This window comes from Vibrio tarriae (assembly GCF_002216685.1).
In the GTDB taxonomy this organism is placed as follows: domain Bacteria; phylum Pseudomonadota; class Gammaproteobacteria; order Enterobacterales; family Vibrionaceae; genus Vibrio; species Vibrio tarriae.
Window position 1 is genome coordinate 1,334,466 of sequence record NZ_CP022353.1, and the last position, 18,832, is coordinate 1,353,297.

Sequence of the window (18,832 nt, forward strand, 5' to 3'; positions counted from 1 at the left end):
TACACTTCGCTTTCGTTTATCGTCACGGAAGGCTATTTCCATGAATGCGTTCAATAAATTAGTAAAACATTCTAAAAAGATTTCTAACTTTAATCATTTGTCGTCCATCGTGGGTTGGGACCAAGCCGCCGTTATGCCCAGTGGCGGCGCTGAAGCACGCTCGCAAGCTGTGGCTGAGCTTTCTGTGCATATCCATGGCCTGATGACCCAGCCACAATTGGCTGATTGGTTTGCCGAGGCAGAAGGTGAAACGCTCAATACCGAGCAGCAAGCCACCCTGCGTGAAATGAAACGCCAATGGCAACAAGCGACGGTTCTGCCTGAAGCCTTAGTCGAAGCGCAATCCCTGGCTGGCTCCAAATGTGAGCACGCTTGGCGCAGCCAACGCAAAAATAACGATTGGGCAGGTTTTGAGAAAAACTGGGCGGAAGTGGTCAAGCTTTCTCAAGAAGAAGCGCAAATTCGTGCCGAAGCAACTGGGAAAACCCCTTACGATGCGATGCTGGAGCTTTATGAGCCCGGCACAACAACCGAACAGCTCAATCGCGTATTTAGTGATGTGAAAACTTGGCTACCAAGCTTAATTGATGTGGTGATTGAAAAGCAGAGTAGAGAAAGCTTTATCGCACCTAAAGGTCACTATCCTGCTGAAAGCCAAAAAGCGCTGGGGCTGGATGTGATGAAGCTACTTCAGTTTGATTTTAACCACGGCCGACTTGATGAAAGTGTGCACCCCTTCTGTGGCGGCGTACCGAGTGATGTGCGCATTACTACACGCTACAACGAAAGCGAGTTTGTACAATCGCTAATGGGCATTGTGCATGAAACTGGCCATGCGCGTTACGAGCAAGGTTTACCTAAGCATTTGGCCGGCACTCCGGCTGGCGAAGCGCGTTCGATGGGCATTCATGAATCACAATCTCTGTTCTTTGAGATGCAAGTGGGTCGTAGCCCTGCGTTTATTGCCCATCTCGCTGAACTGGCAGGCAAACATTTTTCGGCGATGAATGATCCGGTCTTCCGAGTGGAAAACATTCAAAAACTTTACACGCGCGTGCAGAAAGATTTTATCCGCGTCGATGCGGATGAGCTCACCTACCCAGCCCATGTGATCCTGCGTTTTGAAATCGAACGAGATTTGATGAACGGCAAAATCAAACACACTTATGTGCCAGAACTTTGGGATCAAAAGATGCAGGCTTACTTAGGCCTAAGCACCAAAGGCAACGATCAAAATGGGTGTATGCAGGATATTCACTGGACCGATGGCAGCTTTGGTTACTTCCCAAGCTACACCTTAGGTGCCATGTATGCAGCGCAATTTATGGCGGCCATGAAGAAAACCGTGGATGTGGATGGCGCGATTCGCCGCGGCGATCTCTCACCGATTTTTACTTGGTTGTCTGAGAATATTTGGAGCAAGGGCAGCTTATTCAGTACCGATGAATTGGTTAAACAAGCAACGGGGGAAACCCTTAATCCAGAGCATTTTAAAGCTCATTTGAGTCAGCGCTATCTGAAGTAATCTTTCACGAACCCCACGAAATGTGGGGTTCCTTTTATTGTGAACAGCAAGAAGCACATCAGCGACTGAATTCTGTATCACAGTTCTGCATTGAGCATCATCGGATCCGAAGAACACCTAACTTACTGCTCTTGCACCGCACGCTTGTGTTTGGGCACATAGTTCAAAATCGAAATCGGTACGGGCTTTTTCGGCTCAAAGCCTTCTACCACGCGACGCTCAATCAAATGGCCTAAGCGGCTTTCAATCATGCACAGATTTTTGAAGTTGTCTTTTGAGACAAACGAAATGGCTTCGCCGACCGCCTCTGCACGCCCTGTTCGACCGATCCGGTGGACATATTCATCGGCTGGGAAGGGCAAATCGTAGTTCACTACGCGCGATAGCTGGTCAATATCAATACCGCGTGCTGCGACACCTGTCGCAACCAAGTATTTGATTTTTCCTGACTTAAAATCTTCAAGCAGCTGGGCACGAATGGCTTGGCTACGGCCGCTATGAAACGCTTCCGCATGGATGCCCCGCTTTTCAAGTTGAGAGACGAGCTTGGCTGCACCATGTTTGGTTTCAATAAAAATCAATGCCTGATCCCACTGCTGCTCATTGATTAAATGGCTCAACAATGCGGATTTGGTCTCTTTATCAACGGTGATCAGCCATTGGCTAATATTGCTTTTTGAGGCTTGGTTGGCGGCAATACTGATTTCATGCGGATCGCGTACTGCGGTTTTCGCTAACTCACGCACTTTACGTGACAGTGTCGCGGAAAAAAGCAGAAACTGTACTTCACTCGGCAGGCAGTCAATGATTTTGTTGATCGACTCAATAAAGCCCAAATCGAGCATGCGGTCGGCTTCGTCAAGTACCACCATTTCTATCTCTTCGAAATAGACGGCGCGTTGCCCATAGAGATCCATCAAACGCCCCGGTGTTGCCACCAGCACATCCAAGCCATCAATCAAGCGCTGCTTCTGTGCTTGTTCATCGACGCCACCAAACACCGCGAGGCTCTTTAAGCCCGTGTCTTTACCGTATTGCTCTACTTTTTCCGCCACTTGCATCGCAAGCTCGCGGGTTGGCACTAAAATCAAGGCGCGGACACGTTTTTTACGTTGCGTTTGCCCTTGGCGCAGTTTTTCCAAAATAGGCAGTACGAAACTGGCGGTTTTACCCGTGCCCGTTTGCGCAGCGGCAATCAGATCACGTCCCTGCAAAATCACTGGAATCGCTTGGGTTTGAATATGGGTCGGTTTTTGGTAACCAAGTTGCGCTACGGTTTGTACCAGAACGTCACTTAATCCAAGTTGAGAAAAAGACATGAATTTACTCGAGCTTACTGCCAGACCTAACAGAGGCCTAGCCTAAATATAGAAGGGTCAGATTCTAACACTAACCCAAGCAACCGCTGTGTTTTTTCTTCTTACAACGCTATTGTTTCAACATGAGATGATGAATGAAGCCATGGTTTAGGCTCACTACTGGATGGCTTTTCGGCTCATCTTATTCATCCACAATATCACTCACCGTTTTTTGTACATTTTCCGCTGCATGCTGAATTTGCTCAATCAAAGACTGGGTTTGTTGCAGCATATGATTGAATTCAGTGACTTTGGCTTGGATCTGCTCCATGGTTTGCCCTGACTGTTCGGTGAGTTGGCTGTTGCGTTTGACAATGTTGTCAATTTCGCTAGTCGCTTGACTGGTATTCGACGCTAAACTGCGCACCTCATCAGCCACTACAGCAAAGCCACGTCCATATTCACCTGCTCGAGCGGCCTCAATGGCGGCATTTAAAGCTAACAAATTGGTCTGCTCAGCAATTTTGTTGATGGTTGTGACTATTTGCGTGATTCGCTGAGATTGAGATGAGAGATCCGTCATCAATGCATTTGCACCTACAATTGACTCTGTAATACCACTCGCTATCGTTGCCGCAACATCAATCATCTCGCGCCCCGACTCTGCCACACGAACCGTTTCTGCAGACGTTTGCTGAGCCATTTGCGACGCTTCTTTGGTTGCATGAGCTTTTAACACTTGATCTGTAACGTCTGAAGCAAATTTAACAACTTGAGTCACGACACCGGCATCATTAAAAATCGGGTTATACGTCGCCTCTAGCCAAAGATCTTGACCGTGGCGAGTGCGCCGATGGAATAAACCGGATTTAAACTCCCCTTTTGCGAGCTCACGCCAAAAGTTTGGATTTTCTTTATAGAAACGGTCATCACAAAACATACGGTGATGTTTGCCAACAATCTCTTTCAGCCGATAACCCGTGGCTTTGAGAAAGTTTTCATTCGCCTCTTTGATGGTTCCATCCGGATTAAACTGAATCATGGCTGATGAACGATCCAGAGCATGAAATACCGCAGCCTGTTTGTCCGCCGTAATTTTGGCTTTCGTCACATCATGGGCAACTTTGGTCACCTTATATACATCGCCCGCACGATTACGTACTGGCATATACGTTGCCTCTATCCAGATACTCGAACCATCTTTCCTGAGTCGGTGAAACATTTTTCGTTGCGCTTGTCCTTGGGCTAGGCTTTTCCAAAATTGTGCATATTCCAAGGAGTTAACAGTCTCGGGATCACAAAAAATTTTGTGATGTTGACCAATCACTTCTTCTTTGGTGTACCCCATTGCGCTCAAAAAAAGTGCGTTTGCATCTAAAATTTTGCCTTGCGGATCAAACTCGATATACGCAAGGTTCTTTTTAAGTGCAGAGACAATGTCGCTGTCATGATTGTGTTGTTCCGCCTCTGATTGGGCGGCAGCTTTTTTCCAAAATGGCATAAATGGCTTCCAAATCAATGACTCTCAAACTCATTATAGTAAAGAGCCTTATCTTTTATGTTGTAATACTCTACTCGTTTAGTGACAACACACTGTTACAAAATAACAAAACGTCCCATCAATAATTTTAATCCTTGTGCTTGTTGTGCCAACTCTTCACTCGCTTGAGCCGTTTCTTGTGCACTGAGCATGATGGTTTCCCCTGCATCACGAATATCCGTCATGTTGTGGCTAATCTCATCTGCGGCAACCGATTGTTCCTCACTGGCTGCCGCTACTTGGGTATTGGCTGATGTGAGTTCTAGAAGAGCAAGATTAATCGAATCGAGCTGTTTTTTTGCGGCGGTAATCGATGAAAAGCTTTCTTCTATCTGACGATCGCTTGAGTCAATCATCTTAGTTGCCGATTGCGCACGTTCCACTAAGGTCTGGATCAAGCCCTTAATTTCATGTGTTGCCTGTTGGCTGCGAGATGCCAGAGCTCGCACCTCATCCGCAACCACAGCAAATCCACGGCCTTGTTCACCGGCACGAGCCGCTTCGATCGCTGCATTTAAAGCCAGTAGGTTAGTTTGTTCCGAAATTCCTTCTACGACTAACACAAAACTTTCGATCTGCCGAGTACTGGCCTCTAACTCAACAATCATTTGCTGTGATTGCTGGGCATTAGCAACCAGTTGACTAGAAACCGTCTCAGTTTTACCCAAGACATCGCAGCTGTAGCGTGCATTTTCCTGTGCCCTTGCTGTCGCAGCGGAGGACTCTTCCGCACTGCTCGCCACTTCCGTAATCGTGATTGCCATTTGCGCCATTGCGCTGGTGACTTGTTCTGTATTGGCTTGCTGCTGTTGTACTGACTTCTTATTGCTTTCTGCCGAAGAAGCAAGTTGTGTCACGGTTGAGGCAATCGTATTTGCTCTGTCTATTACCTCACCGACGATGTGGCTCAGAGATTGAGCCATGGTATTCATACTGGTAATGAGCTGGCCAATTTCGTCACCTGTAGTGACTTTAGCTCGCTTGCTAAAATTTCCTTCAGCCATTTCATTGGCAAACTTACGGGCTCTAGCAATCGCCATAACGATTTGTTTACTAAACGCAAACCCGAGAATTAACCCGAATAAAATCGCAAAGGCGCTTAAATAAATCATTCCCCATAGCGCCTCACGTTCTTCTTGCTCTGTCACTAAGACAGATTGCTCAGTTGCTTGCTCGATTTTACGCAGAATATCGATTAAATGTTGATCTAGATTGATTTGTAATTGTTCAATCTGCTCGGCATCTGCTACTAATAATTTAACCTCTCGGCCAGAACGAAGTTCATTCAGCAAGTCGTTGAGCTTTCTTTCAAATTCTTCATGTTCACGACCTAATGAGTCAAGGTCTTGCTCTAGATTAGCCAGATAGCTACGTATTGAGGGGGAAATCGCATGTTCTATAGAAGATTCAAGTAGTTGACGAGATTGGTTAAATTCTTGCTTGAATTTATTCACTAACTCCATGAGCTGCGCTTGATACTGATTTTGCTGCTGCTTGCCTTGACTACTTTCGATGCCTGCTGCGCGGAAGACTCGCTCAAGAGTAATCGCCCCTTCGAGTTGATGAACGGTCATGTCGGTCATCAATTTGGCCAAAGGTAAGTTATCGTGAGCTATCGCCTCTATCTCAACCGCTACTCGTTTCATCTTAGTAATAGAATAAGTGGAAACCATTAACGTTAGAGCAAGTAAGCACCCAACCAGAGCAATCATTTTTTGGGTAATCGATAAATTATTAAACCCTTTCATCACAGTGCGCCTCACGTTCCATGTCACATGCCATAAAATATGGCTCCAAAAGAGTCTCAACCTACTCGGCATCAAAGCCTTTAAGTAGATAGAAAAAACCGCTAGCCGACGCGAGGTACTAACCTCTAGTACAAATTTTTCTTTTTGTTTGTTTTAAATTTAAGCCTTTGCTTAAGTATTTTAGATTATGAAACTAAGAATGCTTAAACCCGTTCACCACAATTAATCTAATTCATTGTTTAATAAGAATATAAATAAGTTACCACTTTATTTTAATGAACATGTAAAGCTTTGCATCTAGTGCAGGTCATCGGGAACTAGAATACACAGAAACCCTGCGCCGCCTGTCGTTGGAGTATAGGCACGACTTTGAAAGACACTGTAATTATCGCGATACAGATATGAACAGCACAAAGCAATCGACGTTATCCACTTCAAATCCATTACCGAAAATTGAGCTATTTTAGCCTAACTAGCCAGAGCCGAAACTCACGGCTCTGGCTTTATACTAACTTCTGCCGTTAAGCACTCATTTTGAGTCCAGAGATACCCGCGACGATCAGAAATAAACTGATCAGCTTAATCAAGGTTAAGGTTTCGCCAAATAAAAATGCGGCAGCCAGTGCCGTTCCTACTGCGCCAATTCCCACCCAAATGCCGTAAGCCACGCCAAGAGGCAGAGTGCGCAACGCGATCCCGAGTAACACAAAACTAATGACCAGCGCCGATAAGGTAGCGACAGAAGCCAGCGGTTTGCTAAAACCTTCACTGTATTTGAGGCCAATAGCCCAAGCGATTTCACAAATGCCGGCGAGAAAGAGGATTAACCACGCCATATATACACCTCATATATGGGGTCGTCCCCGAAGAAAAGATGGAGTGGTGAGGTCGTCCTCACTTCCTGATGTAAAGCGCATCCTACCTAAGTCAGATGCGCTTGGCTACTTAACGAACCAGTTACTCGGCTTTCAGCGCATCTTTACGTAGACGCCAAGCGGTCAGTACCATCGCCACAACCGCCAACGCACTCATGCCGATGTACACCAAACTAAAACCTTGAGCGAGCACGTCAGGCGTTACTGATGAGGCTTGGCTGCCATGCTCACTTACCGTGACACTTTGCGACACACGCAGATAAAACAGCGCAGAACAGAACGCCACCCCAAGCGCACCACCAAGCTCACGACCAAAGTTAAACAGTGACATGCCAATACCCCTATCACGGGCAGGCAACACACTCTGTACCACCACATTAAGAGAAGGCAGAGTGAAACCAAGCCCAAGACCGCCAATACCTAGCGAGAGATGAACCCACAAATCGTAGTGAATCTGCCAGATGGCGACGGCAGCAAGCAGAAAACCGCTCACCACCAGCGCTTTGTATCGCCCTGAGCGAGCCACCCATTTGCCACCAAGATAAGCTCCGGTAGTGATACTGAACATGAAAATCACCATCACGGTGCCACTTTGCGACGGTGAAAAGCCTTTCTGCCACTGCAATTGCAGCGGCATATAAACCAAAAGCGCGAACATCAACATTTGTGAGGCCATGATTAGACCAATCGCGGTCAGGTAACTGGGTAAACGAGCCAAACGCGCAGGCAAAATCGGGTCACTCACCTGTCTTTCCACAAGGATTAACAGCACCAAGCAGAGTAACAGAGCAAAGGCTCCCCACCCCGCAGGCAAAAAGGAGTGTGAGGAAAGTTGAAGCAGCAACAAGGTGGTGGTGAGCATTAAAAGCCCAGCGCCCAGCCAGTCAAATCGACTGTGACGTTTTTGGTTAAGGTGTTTGAGATGGCGGTTGACCATATACAGAGCCACCATTCCCAGCGGTAAATTAATGCCAAACACCCAGCGCCAGCTAAGATGATCGGCAAAATAGCCGCCCAATAAAGGGCCAGCGACACTGGAAACCGCATACACCGCCGAGATATAGCCTTGGTATTTGCCGACTTCACGCGCCGGAATGGAATCGGCAATCACGGTGAACGCCAAAGCAATCAAACCGCCGCCGCCAATTCCCTGCACCACTCGCGCCCCAATCAGGGTTGGTAAGTCAACGGCAAAGGTACACATCGCTGAGCCAACAATAAAAATGCCGATGCTGATATTGAGCATGCGTACACGGCCAAACAGATCACTCAATTTGCCATACACAGGCAATACGGCGGTGGCAGCGAGTAAGTAGGCGGTGATCACCCAAGTTAAGGCGCTTCCCGCCGAGAGCTCTTGCCCAATCAAGGCCAGCGGTGTGGTCACGATGCTTTTTTCTAGTGAACCAAGGGCAATCACTAGCGCAACGCTAGCAAAAATAATTCGCGGATGAGGGGCATCGGCAGCGGGAATAGGATCGGAATGCATGAGCTCTCTTTCAAGATAAAGTCAAAGGGAATGGATTTGCTGTGGCACAAGATAACCAAATCACAGCCATCCGAAAATAGGATAGAATGGGACGCGAAATTGCAAAAATGGGATTAATCATGAAACTTGATGATCTGGCGCTGTTTTTAACCGTAGTGCGCTGCGGCAGTTTTGCGCTAGCAGCGAAACAGAAATCGATGTCCACCAGCACATTGAGCCGCCGTATTCAGCAACTTGAACAAGATACGGGCAGTATTTTGCTGATCCGCAACAGTAAAGAGTTGGTACTGACTAAAGAAGGTGAACAGCTATTTCACAGCTACGCCGAGCTGTTTGCCCAAATAGAGCGCAAACAAGAAGAGGTCGAGCAAGCGAAGCGCGATTACCGCGGCGAAATCGCGATAAGTGCCCCCGTGTTACCTCTGCGCCATCAATTAACCCCTTTAGCGCTGGAGTTTGCCGAGCTGCATCCGAATGTCACACTGCGCATGCAAGTTGGCTCAGGGCTCGACTATTTCAGCCAGCGGGATCTGGATATCGCGCTGCGTTTTGGCCCGCAGCCGGAGTCCGACTGGGTAGCGCGTAAACTGGCGCGTAACCCTTCCGTACTCTGTGCCAGTGCAGAGCTTGCCGCTAAACTCAGCACAGTAACGCCTGCCTTAGCGCATCCCGAGCAGTTAAAAGAGCATCCCCTACTCAGTCTCAACCACAAGCTGCCGTGGATTTTTCATCACCACAACGTCGCGCAAAAAGTGCAATTTATTCCGACTGCGCGTTTGTGCTCCGACGAATTGGATACGATAGTGCAAGCCACCTTGCAAGGCATGGGCATCGCCCGCTTACCAAGAGGATTAATGGAGCCACTCCTGCGTAGCGGTCAGCTCATCGAGCTGCTCCCCGAGTGGGAAATTGAAGGCGCAGATGTGTATCTGCTCCATCCGCAGCGCCGTTTTTTACCTGAGCGCACTCAAGCCCTGATTGATTACATCATGACGCACTGGTCACGTGTCGCATTCAGTTATTGGCATCAGCCTTAAGCAACGCCGAGCGGCTGCGATGAACGATGACGCCGACAGCGCTCCGAACAATATTTGACTTCATCCCAACACTGCTGCCATTTTTTACGCCAAGCAAAAGGTCTCTGACAGACAGGACAGATTTTCTGCGCCAAATAGGCTTTTTTATGCGAAGTCACCCTACACCGAGTATCACGTTAGTTATTTAATTTGAAGATATACGAACGTTGCGTCTGATTGGCTCACCGCTTGTCAGGGCTTGGGAATCGTAAGAGAGAGCAAAAGAGAACAAGAAAGAAATCTGGGCAACATACTTTGTTGCCCTGAAACGATGAATGTTGTACGACAGAATTGAGCGTGGATTAGCGGATCTCTTCACCTGATTCCAAAACGCTCTTACGCACAATGTCAGTAAAGGCTAACGCTTCTTGACGGATTTGCTCTTCATCAACGGTATAGATTTGGCGATCTTGCATCACCAACTTGCCATCAATAATGGCATGGCGCACATTGCCGCTGTTGGCCGAGTAAACCAGTGCCGAGTACGGGTTGTAAATCGGTACCATGTTGGGAGCCTTGGTATCAATCACAATCATATCGGCAAGCTTGCCTACTTCTAACGAGCCGATTTTCTCTTCCATATGCAGCGCTTTAGCCGCGCCCATGGTCGCCATATCGATCACTTTTAAAGGAGGCATTGCCGCACGATCGTGATTGACCAGTTTGTGCACCTTGGCAACTTGGTTGAATTCATCAATGGTACTCAGCGTGTTGCCCGACATCGGGCCATCCGTCCCCAGACCAATGCGTACACCCTGATCGTACATTTTCAGGGCCGGCGAAACGCCTTTCGCCGCTTTAATGTTTGCACTCATGTTGTGGGCAACACCCATATCCGATGCTTTCACCAGCTCGATATCTTTGTCATCGACCAAAATCATGTGCGCCCCCACCAAGTTGGCGTTCAACGCGCCAATCTGATGCATATACTGCACAGGAGATAAGCCGTTAGCTCGCTCGGCAATTTTCTCTTGCTCACGGTCAGATTCCGCTAAGTGGATCAACACGGGCACATGCTTCTCTAAAGAGAGCTTAGCGATTTTTTGCAACGTCTCCGTGGTATTGGTATATGGCGCGTGAGGAGCAAATGCAGGCGTAATTCGGGGGTGATTTTTATATTGCTCGATAAAGTTCAGCGCATACTGAATGCCTTCATCGGCATTTTTCGCATCAGCGACCGGAAATTGAATCACGCTTTGGCCTAGCACCGCACGCATTCCAATCTTGTCTACGGTCTTCGCCACTTCATCTTCAAAGTAGTACATGTCCGCATAAGTAGTAACGCCACCTTTGAGCATCTCAACGTTACCTAAATTGGCACCGATGCGCACCATATCGCGTGATACCAGTTTCGACTCTAGCGGAAAAATATAACGATGCAGCCGATCGGGCACGTCATCCCCCAACGAGCGAAAGACAGTCATCGAAACGTGAGTATGGGTATTAATCAACCCCGGCATCAGAATATCACCATCCACATCCAGCACTTGTTTCGCTTGATACTGCTTGGCTAATTCTGCACCTCCCACCGCAATGATCTTGTTCTCTTTCACCACCACCGTACCATTTTGATACACGGTTTTATCACCATTCATCGTCAGTACCATGGCATCAGTGATCATCAAATCCGCATCGGATTGAGCATGGCTCATGGCAGAGAACAAGCTTAAGCTGGCCATCGCCGCAACGATTAAATTTTGTTTTCGCATTTTCTTTCCTCGGAACAGGCATCAGTGTCGCCGCGATAGTAAGAGAATGCCCCACAAATGCAAACGATTGCTCCGATGTTTGCACGCTTCTGTGATCTCGGCACAGCGATGTAAATAAACGGAGATCAGATGCCCTTCGAAAAAATAAATGCGCCAAATTAATTGATTTGGCGAATGCTCATTCGGCAGTAGATAAAAAGGATCTCAAGCAACAAAGTAGACATGCTTGGTGAGCCCCTCCTCTGACAGAGGAGGGAATCGAGAATAGGAAATGATAAATAGGATCGCGGTTAAAAGACGTGTCGGAGAGACTCAATCAATCTGGTTGATGAACCAGCGCTGAAACTCTTCTAGAGGCAATTGGTATTGTGGCAATTCCTGCATCAATTGTGCAAGGCACGGCTCAAGCGCCGTTTTGTTGTAGGTGAGCCCGCTTAAACGCTGCGCCAATTGCTCCATCGGATAAGGGTCCAGCATGTCGCTGAAAATCGTGGCTTGCACAATCGTGCCGCGCTCAACTTCAAGATACACCTCGACGCCACCCCAGCTAAATCGTTCATCCATGTGGTGAGTAAAAGGTGGCGTTTGTCCGAAGTTCCAATCCCAACTGCTTTGCTGAGCGAATTTTTGCTCAAATCCCGGCAAATCAAAAAACGACTGCGGCGAGATCAACTCAGGCTCAACCTGCTGTTGGTAATGTTCGCAATAGGCTTGCATGATCGCTTCACACACTTGTTGGTGCTCAATATCCGCTTTTACCGTGTTGAGGTTGATGACTCGCGATTTCACCGAGGTAATGCCTTTCGCTTGCAGCTTTTTAAGATCGGGATTGAGGTAATCGGCTAAACGGTTGAGATCGGCACTCAGCAGCAGTGTGCCGTGGTGAAATCCGCGATCCAGCGTTTCGCGATAAGCCGAACCGGAAAACTTACGAATACCCTGTTCATCTTCCAGTACCAGATCATTGCGCCCGTTGGCGACTCCATGAATCCCCAACTTTTGCAGCCCCGCCAACACAATCTTGGTTGACACCTCTTTATCGTACTCCGGTTTACCCGCCATAAAGGTGAAGTTGGTATTGCCTAAATCATGGAAGACTGCCCCGCCCCCAGTCTGACGACGTGCGAGTTTCACTTTGTCCTGCTCCATGCGATCCGTTTTGCATTCGCGCCACGGGTTTTGTGCACGACCAATCACGACGGTATCGGCGTTACGCCACAAAAACAGCACACGCTGATCGGCGGGCATAGAACGAAAAATCGTGTCTTCGACGGCAAGGTTAAACCAAGGGTCCGTGGAGTCAGAGAGCAGAATGCGAGTCTTAGTCATGGTTGTTGCGTACCAAGCAATAGAAAAGATGCGCCATGTTACGCAATTCTGCGCAGATAGCCAAACGCCTTGCTTTCAATATATTCGCCACACAAAAAAGCCTTCCGAAGAAGGCTTAAGATCATCAGCGAAAACAGACCTGTGCCCAGCGCGCCAGACCTGCCGTAACCGAACCAAAGTAGTTACCACTGACGACAGGCACGTTAGGCAGAGCTTGCTCAACGCCAGCCCGTAAAATCGGTGAACGCGCGCTACCGCCGGTCATAAAGATCACATCCGGCGTCACGCCGCCGAGCGTCACCGCTTCTGTCACCAACTCAATCATTTTGGTCTTGGGCACGTCAATTGCTTCGATCATCGCTTCGCGTTGAATTTCAACTTCTAGCAGTTCGGATAGCACTTTGATTTGCGCAATCGCTCGCGCCGTGTCAGAGAGCGCAATCTTCGCCTCTTCGGCTTTTTTGACAAGGCTGTAACCCAAAGTATCGTGATAGACCGCCAGAAGTCGCGCCAGTTTTTCCGGCTCACGCGCCTCTTTGTGCAGACGTTTTAAATCGGCCAAATTTTCACGGGAAAAGAATTTGGCTTGCGCACTCACATCGTTAATCGCAATCGGATTCCAAAATTGGGTGATCGGCATGTCTAGCCCGCTTTGCGTTTGACTGCCAAAACCAAAGGGCGTCATCAGGGCTTTGAAAGCGAGATGAATATCGAGATCGTTACCGCCTACGCGCTGACCTGTATGCGCAATCAGACTTTGCGTGCGATCCGCTTTGCCGCGCCATGATGGCCCCATTTGAATAAGCGAGCAGTCAGTCGTACCGCCGCCAATGTCCACCACTAACACGGTTTTGTCTTCGGTCAGTGTGGCTTCGTATTCTAGCCCAGCAGCGACAGGCTCAAACTGAAACTCAAGATGACGAAAACCAGCGCGAGTGGCCGCACGGCGCAAAATATTTTCCGCTTGCTGGTTAGAGTCTTCGCCGCCTCGACCATGAAAATTGACCGGACGACCAATCACCGCATCCTGAATCACTGCATTAGAACGAGCTTCTGCTTGTGCTTTGATGTTGGCCATCATGGCGCACACCAGATCTTCAAAAAAGCTCAGTTGAATGTTGTGTAACCCCATCGCCCCCAAAAAGGATTTGGGCGATTTCACGTAATACACTTCATGGGGATCGGAGAGGTAGAGATCAAGCGCCGCCTGACCAAACACCACATCAGCAAACTGTAAATCGATGCCTTCTTCACGATTTGACGCCACCGAACGACGCAGAAGTTGCTCACCGAGTGCATCCGCAGGGGCAATTTGACGATGACGAAATAGATGTTCAGACACCGACTCACGCGTGGGCGCAGCAAGTGTCGAAGGAATATAGAGGCTGTCACCTTCAAGTGGGATCAGCACAGGATTGCCATCCTGCATACTCGCCACCGAGCAGTTGGCCGTACCATAGTCAAATCCAATAAACATCTACCCACTCCTACTCTTAAGCGAAAAAAGGCCGGCGATCCTATCGCAAGCCTTCTCTTATCTCTAGCAGAAATTGTTGTTTTTGATACTCACCCACGGCGCGCCCTCTCCTAAAGCCCCTTCCCAGATTCAGGTCATCGCTATGCCCTTACTTGGAACAGCAGACATGAAAAAGCCAGCATGACGCTGGCTTTAGCATTGCGATTAAAGCAAATCTTACAAGAAGTGGAACGTCGCATTGAATGACAGCGTGCCAACATCTGTGCTATCCATGGTGTAGTTCATGTAGCTTGCGCCTACTGAGAATGGCCCCATGATGAAGTATTCAGCACCGATGCCGTACATCACGTCGATACCATCATCGATTTTGCCACCGTTGATGTCTTTATCCCATGAGTGCAGGCCGCCTTTAGCGTAAACGTGCAGAGGACCGAAATCCATGCTTGGTTTCACTGCAAAGTAAAGAGAAGAGGCTGACAGCTCTTGAGTTGCATTGATTTCAAAGTCACCGTGGTTCACGTAACCCGCTTCTAAACCAATGAATGGCAGAATACCTGTGCCAGCATGTACAGCGTAAGCCGTACCATGTTTGCCTTCATAATCCGATTGACCTACTGACGCACCGCCATAGATCCATGAATCCGCCATCGCGGTTGAAGAGGCACCCAGTAATGCCAGAGCAAGTAATGTCTTTTTCATAATTAACCTTCTTTAAATAGTGGGGCAACGTTGACGGCGGCCAGTCGTTGCCACATTGAGTGCAAATTCCGTCATCTCAGCTTGTTAAGCAAATTTCGTACCTATTTCTTATCGAGTGCCACGAAATTCGCCTTCATGACTAACAAGCCTCAATCGCGTTGATGACCCGCTTATCCGAAACCGGATACGGCGTACCCAACTGCTGAGCAAAATAACTCACGCGTAACTCTTCGAGCATCCAGCGGATTTCTCGCACATTATCGGGAATCGCCATCCCTTTCGGGATCTTGTTCAGCAGCTCTTTATACTTGTTGGCTACTGATTCAATTTTCAGCATATGCAGACGATCTTTGTTGGGATCGACCGGCAGTTTTTCCATCCGGCGTTCAATCGCGCGCATGTAACGCAGAATGTCCGGCAGACGTTTCCAACCACACTCAGTCGCAAAGCCGCTGAAAATCAGCCCTTCGATTTGTGCTTTGACATCCGAAAGCGCAAAGGCCATCGTGAAATCCACCTTACCTTTCAAACGTTTATTGATGTTGTAAGCCGTAGTCAAAATAGTTTCTACCTGCTTGGCAATCTCAACTACCGTATCGCCAAGCTCGGCACGCACATGCTCTTTGAGCGCTTCAAATGCTTGTGGCTCCCACACCATGCCGCCGCGCTCTTCAATCAGCTTATCAACGCCGCAGGCAATGCAGTCATCAATCAAATCGAGCACCTTGCCATACGGGTTAAAGTACAAGCCAAGTTTAGATTTGTTCGGCAGATTGGCGTGCAGATATTTGATTGGTGAAGGGACGTTAAGCAAAATCAAACGACGCTGACCAGCACGCATTGCGCCAAGTTGCTCTTGCTCAGTCTCAAACAGTTTGATTTCAACACTGTCTTTCTTATCGACTAACGCCGGATAAGCTCTGACTTCAAAGCCACCACGCTTTTGCTGGTACACTTTCGGTAGCTCACCAAACGACCACGTATGCAGATCGCGCTGCTCGATATCATCATCAGCCACTTGTGAAAGTGTCTCTTGCACTTTCTCTTTCAAGCTCTCTTTCAGCTCATGCAGATCGCAGCTTTCATTGAGCTTGCGATTGCGATGATCCACCGCGCGATAAGTAATTTTTAAATGCGCAGGCAGTTGATCGAGTTTCCAATCTTCACGCAGCACCGTCACACCCGTCATGCGGCGCAGCTCTTTTTCCATTGCATCGAGCAGCGGCATTTCAAATGCTGTTGCACGCGCCAAAAAAGCGTCAGCGTAATTGGGGGCTGGCACAAAGTTTTTACGCAGCGTTTTCGGCAGCGATTTAATTAAGCTCACCACCAACTCATGGCGCAAACCGGGAATCTGCCAGTCAAAGCCATGTGGCTCAACTTGGTTTAAGATTGGCAGCGGAATGTGTACCGTCACACCGTCACTGTTCTCGCCCGGCTCAAACTGGTAACTGAGTTTGAGTTTCAGATTGCCTTGATGCCAGAAGTTCGGGTAATCCAAATCGGTAATGTGGCTGGCATCGCCTTTGAACAGCATCTCTTTTTCAAAGCTGAGCAGATCTGGCGTTTTACGACTGGCGGTTTTCCACCACGCATCAAAATGACGACCAGACACCACTTCGGTGCCAACACGTTGGTCGTAGAATTGGAACAGTTCTTCGTCATCAACCAGAATATCGCGGCGACGCGATTTGTGTTCTAACTCTTCTACTTCGGCGAGCAGAGCGCGGTTTTGTTTGAAGAAGGCGTGTTTGGTTTCCCAATCCCCTTCAACCAGCGCGCTGCGAATGAAAATTTCGCGGCTGAGCACAGGATCAATATTGCCGTAGTTGACCAAGCGTTTCGGCACAATCGGGATGCCATACAGCATCACCTTTTCATACGCCATCACCGCCGCATTTTTCTTCGACCAATGCGGTTCGCTGTAGCTGCGTTTGATCAGATGCTTCGCCAGTGGCTCAATCCAATCCGGTTCGATTTTTGCGACTACACGTGCCCAAAGCTTGGAGGTTTCCACCAGCTCAGCCGACATCACCCACTTCGGTTGCTTCTTAAATAAACCAGAGGCAGGGAAAATGTTGAAACGCGCGTTACGTGCGCCATGGTACTCGTTCTTTTCCTGATCTTTCATACCGATGTGCGACAGCAAACCGACCAAAATCGCACTGTGCACCGCATGGTAACTGCCCGGTTCATCATTGAGCTTGAAACCCATTTCACGGGTCGATTGGTGCAGTTGGGTGTACACATCCTGCCATTCACGCACACGCAAATAGTTGAGGTAATCAAGCTTACACTGACGGCGGAACTGGTTACTGGTCAACGCTTTTTGCTGCTCGCCGATGTAATGCCACAGGTTCACTAACGTCAGGAAATCGGAATCTTCATGGTTAAAGCGGCGATGTTTCTCATCCGATGCTTGCTGCTTATCACTCGGTCTTTCACGCGGATCTTGAATCGACAACGCGGAAGCAATAATCATCACTTCTTTCAAACAGCCTAATTTCGACGCTTCGAGCACCATGCGAGCCAAACGTGGATCAATGGGCAAACGCGCTAGCTGCTTACCACTTTCGGTGAGGCGTTTTTTCGGGTCTTTGATTTGATCGTTGATAGCACCCAGCTCTTCAAGCAGACGCACACCATCTTGAATGTTGCGCTTATCTGGCGCTTCCACAAAGGGGAAGGCTTCAATATCGCCTAGCCCCAATGCCGTCATCTGCAAAATAACCGAGGCCAAGTTGGTGCGCAGAATCTCAGGGTCAGTAAACTCAGGGCGTGACAAGAAATCCTCTTCCGAATAGAGACGGATACAGATCCCCTCTTCGGTACGCCCACAGCGGCCTTTACGCTGGTTAGCGCTGGCTTGGGAAATCGGCTCAATCGGCAAACGCTGCACTTTGGTGCGATAGCTGTAACGGCTGATCCGCGCGGTACCTGGGTCGATAACGTATTTGATGCCCGGAACCGTTAGCGAGGTTTCCGCCACGTTGGTGGCCAGCACAATGCGACGACCCGCATGAGGTTGGAAAATCTTGTTCTGCTCACCGGCTGACAAACGCGCATACAGTGGCACAATTTCCGTATCACGCAGGTTGCGCTTTGAAAGCGCATCCGCGGTATCACGAATTTCGCGCTCACCGTTCATGAAGATCAGAATATCGCCCAACCCTTCATCGCACAGCTCATCCACAGCTTGGAAAATGCCTTCCAGTTGGTCGCGATCGCTTTCGTCATCCCCCGCCAGTGGACGATAGCGCACTTCCACCGGATAAGTACGGCCTGAGACTTCGATGATCGGCGCATTGCTAAAATGCTTCGAGAAGCGCTCAGGATCGATGGTCGCCGAGGTGATGATGACTTTGAGATCCGGACGACGCGGCAAAAGCTGCTTGAGATAGCCCAAGATAAAGTCGATGTTGAGACTGCGCTCGTGCGCTTCATCAATAATGATGGTGTCGTACTGGTTGAGGAAACGATCGTTTTGGATCTCCGCCAGCAAGATACCATCAGTCATCAATTTGATTTGAGTCTGATCCGAGATTTGATCGGTAAAGCGAACTTTATACCCAACAAAGCCACCGAGTTCGGTTTCCATCTCTTCGGCAATGCGGTTTGCCACTGAACGCGCAGCAAGACGGCGCGGCTGAGTGTGGCCAATCAAACCGTATTTACCACGGCCTAATTCTGCACAAATTTTCGGTAGCTGAGTGGTTTTGCCTGAACCAGTTTCACCGGCCACAATCACCACTTGATGATGAGCAATCGCCTGCGCAATATCATCACGTTTTTGGCTAACTGGCAGCAGCGCAGGATACTCGATTTTGGGCATCTGCTGTTTACGCTGCTCGACCACCATCATGGATTGAGCAATATCGAGCGCGATTTCGTCAAATACCGCGTTGCGTGCCGATTCATTTTTGATTTTGCTGGCACCATCAATGCGTTTACTAAAACGAAAACGGTCTTTGATCAGGCACTCTCCGAGCGCCTTTTTTAAACTGGCAGCACTATTGGCTTTTGGCTGAGCTGCCGAATCGGGTGTGGGCTGTGACGAAGTCAAAGCA

At 48.6% G+C, this 18,832-nt stretch carries 13 protein-coding genes and 1 pseudogene; 3 read left to right on the forward strand and 11 right to left on the reverse strand.

The window, feature by feature from the left end:
- The first annotated feature begins 40 nt into the window (after nt 1-40).
- Nucleotides 41-1,525: a carboxypeptidase M32 gene (locus tag CEQ48_RS11785; protein WP_198301274.1), complete on the forward strand. Its 1,485-nt coding sequence runs from the start codon at nt 41-43 to the stop codon at nt 1,523-1,525.
- A gap of 122 nt (nt 1,526-1,647) precedes the next feature.
- Here CEQ48_RS11785 and CEQ48_RS11790 read toward each other — a convergent pair whose 3' ends face one another.
- The 3 genes from CEQ48_RS11790 to CEQ48_RS11800 all read right to left on the reverse strand — a co-directional run bounded on the left by CEQ48_RS11790 (nt 1,648) and on the right by CEQ48_RS11800 (nt 6,111).
- Complete coding sequence (locus tag CEQ48_RS11790; protein ID WP_089071374.1) at nt 1,648-2,844, reverse strand: DEAD/DEAH box helicase; 1,197 nt, start codon at nt 2,842-2,844, stop codon at nt 1,648-1,650.
- A 181-nt stretch (nt 2,845-3,025) separates the two neighbouring features.
- Nucleotides 3,026-4,324 (reverse strand): methyl-accepting chemotaxis protein, encoded by a 1,299-nt coding sequence (locus CEQ48_RS11795; protein ID WP_198301275.1) that lies wholly within the window; start codon nt 4,322-4,324, stop codon nt 3,026-3,028.
- Between the two features lie 95 nt (nt 4,325-4,419).
- Nucleotides 4,420-6,111, reverse strand: a complete 1,692-nt coding sequence (locus CEQ48_RS11800; RefSeq protein WP_089071376.1) for a methyl-accepting chemotaxis protein — start codon at nt 6,109-6,111, stop codon at nt 4,420-4,422.
- A gap of 308 nt (nt 6,112-6,419) precedes the next feature.
- On the opposite strand from CEQ48_RS11800, the pseudogene CEQ48_RS19970 reads away from it, so the two are divergent.
- Nucleotides 6,420-6,578: pseudogene (locus tag CEQ48_RS19970) on the forward strand (methyl-accepting chemotaxis protein); the annotation flags it as partial.
- A 54-nt stretch (nt 6,579-6,632) separates the two neighbouring features.
- Here CEQ48_RS19970 and CEQ48_RS11805 read toward each other — a convergent pair.
- Together CEQ48_RS11805 and CEQ48_RS11810 are read right to left on the reverse strand one after the other, a co-directional pair.
- On the reverse strand, nt 6,633-6,947 hold the full coding sequence (locus CEQ48_RS11805) for a DMT family transporter (RefSeq protein ID WP_089071377.1): 315 nt from the start codon (nt 6,945-6,947) through the stop codon (nt 6,633-6,635).
- Nucleotides 6,948-7,068: 121 nt separating this feature from the next.
- Complete coding sequence (locus CEQ48_RS11810; RefSeq protein ID WP_089071378.1) at nt 7,069-8,475, reverse strand: MDR family MFS transporter; 1,407 nt, start codon at nt 8,473-8,475, stop codon at nt 7,069-7,071.
- An 86-nt stretch (nt 8,476-8,561) separates the two neighbouring features.
- Here CEQ48_RS11810 and CEQ48_RS11815 point away from each other — a divergent pair, with 86 nt between their 5' ends.
- Nucleotides 8,562-9,512, forward strand: coding sequence for a LysR family transcriptional regulator (locus CEQ48_RS11815; protein WP_042989568.1), 951 nt, complete (start codon nt 8,562-8,564; stop codon nt 9,510-9,512).
- Here the strand turns inward: CEQ48_RS11815 and CEQ48_RS11820 are convergent.
- From CEQ48_RS11820 to hrpA, 6 genes are all read right to left on the reverse strand, one after another.
- Entirely contained in the window at nt 9,509-9,670 is a 162-nt protein-coding gene (locus tag CEQ48_RS11820) for a DUF2256 domain-containing protein (protein ID WP_080285733.1), read from the reverse strand. The two genes, CEQ48_RS11815 and CEQ48_RS11820, sit on opposite strands and share 4 nt — an antisense overlap.
- A gap of 183 nt (nt 9,671-9,853) precedes the next feature.
- The gene (locus tag CEQ48_RS11825; protein WP_089071379.1) at nt 9,854-11,260 is read right to left on the reverse strand and encodes an amidohydrolase; all 1,407 of its coding nucleotides are present in this window, start codon (nt 11,258-11,260) and stop codon (nt 9,854-9,856) included.
- A 312-nt stretch (nt 11,261-11,572) separates the two neighbouring features.
- The gene (gene lplA / locus CEQ48_RS11830) at nt 11,573-12,589 is read right to left on the reverse strand and encodes a lipoate--protein ligase (protein ID WP_089071380.1); all 1,017 of its coding nucleotides are present in this window, start codon (nt 12,587-12,589) and stop codon (nt 11,573-11,575) included.
- 124 nt (nt 12,590-12,713) lie between these two features.
- The gene (yegD, locus tag CEQ48_RS11835; protein WP_089071381.1) at nt 12,714-14,066 is read right to left on the reverse strand and encodes a molecular chaperone; all 1,353 of its coding nucleotides are present in this window, start codon (nt 14,064-14,066) and stop codon (nt 12,714-12,716) included.
- A gap of 216 nt (nt 14,067-14,282) precedes the next feature.
- Nucleotides 14,283-14,765: an outer membrane beta-barrel protein gene (locus CEQ48_RS11840; RefSeq protein WP_089071382.1), complete on the reverse strand. Its 483-nt coding sequence runs from the start codon at nt 14,763-14,765 to the stop codon at nt 14,283-14,285.
- A 139-nt stretch (nt 14,766-14,904) separates the two neighbouring features.
- A complete protein-coding gene (hrpA, locus tag CEQ48_RS11845; protein ID WP_089071383.1) occupies nt 14,905-18,828 on the reverse strand; it encodes an ATP-dependent RNA helicase HrpA in 3,924 nt (1,307 codons plus the stop codon).
- Nucleotides 18,829-18,832: the final 4 nt, after the last annotated feature.